Genomic DNA, 470 nt, shown 5'->3' with positions numbered 1-470 from the left:
CCGCCGGAATAATCGCCGCAATTTCATCGCTTTCGCCGGAATTGGAAATGGCAATCACGACATCGTGGGCCACAATCATGCCCAAATCGCCATGCGCCGCGTCGGCAGGGTGGACGAAAAACGCAGGCATGCCGGTGGAAGCCATGGTTGCCGCCATTTTGCGGCCGATGTGTCCGGACTGGCCCATACCAGTAATGACCACCCTGCCCTTGCAGTGCAACAACGCTTCCGCCGCACAGACAAAATCATGGTTCAAAGCCGCCGCAATTTCACGCAAACCTTCGGCTTCTGTATCCAATACATCGCGCGCCCAGTCGAGATAGAGTGTGTTTTCTGCCATCGAAGCTGCTTTTCATGTTTGGATTTAGGTTTGTTTTGCTCAGGTTAATCGGCTGTGAGTTGTTTAAATTTATTGAATTGGCGTAGCATTGCCGCTGATTCAGGAGTCTGTCTCTTATACGCATTTGATG

Annotated in this window: 1 protein-coding gene; it reads right to left on the bottom strand. The window is 51.7% G+C overall.

Going from position 1 to position 470, the window contains the following annotated elements; translation table 11 throughout:
• Nucleotides 1–340: SIS domain-containing protein (locus ACTHUT_RS21870; RefSeq protein WP_440419917.1), on the bottom strand; the 340-nt coding region annotated here is incomplete at its 3' end.
• Nucleotides 341–470 lie beyond the last annotated feature (130 nt).

The organism is Neisseria sp. P0022.S010, from assembly GCF_051956635.1.
Note: the sequence above shows the minus strand (reverse complement) of the source record. Positions and strands in the feature narration are given on the sequence as shown.